This is a genomic window from Phocaeicola sp. RTP21198st1_B8_RTP21198_201120, assembly GCF_040929485.1.
In the GTDB taxonomy this organism is placed as follows: domain Bacteria; phylum Bacteroidota; class Bacteroidia; order Bacteroidales; family Bacteroidaceae; genus Phocaeicola; species Phocaeicola dorei.
The window spans coordinates 3,329-4,315 of record NZ_JBCOCI010000156.1 but is presented as its reverse complement, the minus strand read 5'-3'; the positions used below and the strand labels follow the sequence as shown (position 1 = coordinate 4,315).

Annotated in this window: 1 protein-coding gene; it reads left to right on the top strand. The window is 40.4% G+C overall.

Features of this window, described 5'->3' with window-relative positions; genetic code table 11:
* Nucleotides 1–696: 696 nt before the first annotated feature.
* Nucleotides 697–987: AAA family ATPase (locus AB5935_RS23650; RefSeq protein ID WP_368327636.1), on the top strand; the 291-nt coding region annotated here is incomplete at its 3' end.

Sequence of the window (987 nt, the reverse complement as noted above, 5' to 3'; positions counted from 1 at the left end):
CTCTATATATAGGGCAAGAAAACTAAAGTAAACCGTTTCATGCAAACAACTGAAAAGAAATGCGGTTGAACTTTGATGACCGAAATCGTACTCTAAAACAGGATTCTTACACTCGAATGCCGGTAGCATTATCGACAAGGAAAAGGTCGTAATTCGACCGCTGAGAAATGAACGGATTATGTCGGAGAAGCAAATCCGTTCTTAACCCGCGAGAAACAATTATTGGTAACAATTTTTTCAGCTCCCTTTTGTCGGTTAAAACCTATTCGCGAATTGAGGTCTAAAATCTTCCGACCGGGAAAGGCTGTTTATCCATTTGACTGCCATTCTATAATCCGTCATATATCGGATAATCCCACCGCCTCTGCTTGCAGATTGTATGGCAGCCTACCCGACGCCGTAAGGCGGTTGGGGTATTAGGCTCCCCCGAAAGATATTTCGTGGCACACGGGCAAGCCCAAACGAAAACGGCTGTGGCAAATGCTTAATACCTAATTATGAGGTCAGAGATAGAGAATATTCCAAAGAAAATGCCGTAAATAATATCACCGCAATAGTATAAAATAATTATACGCCAAATTTCCAATCGAAACAAAGCCAAATTTCCAAATGATTTTGCGTCAAATTTCCAAATATATTTTTGAAATTGATTTGGAATACAAAGAAATAAGCTATCTTTGCAGAAAAATACGGTGTATGGAATATAAGAATCGAATAGCGGATCAACTTCTGCGTGATAAATTAGAGGCGATGGGTGCTGTATTGATAGAGGGACCTAAAGCTTGTGGTAAAACGACCACGGCTGAACAACAGGCCAAAAGTGTTATCTATATGGATGACCCTACTAAGCAACAGCAATATAGGCAAATGGCTCAAACCAATATTAGTTTTTTGCTCGAAGGGGAAACTCCTCGTTTGATTGACGAATGGCAGGAAGTTCCTCAATTTTGGGATGCTATTCGGTTTGAAGTAGATCACCGAGATGCA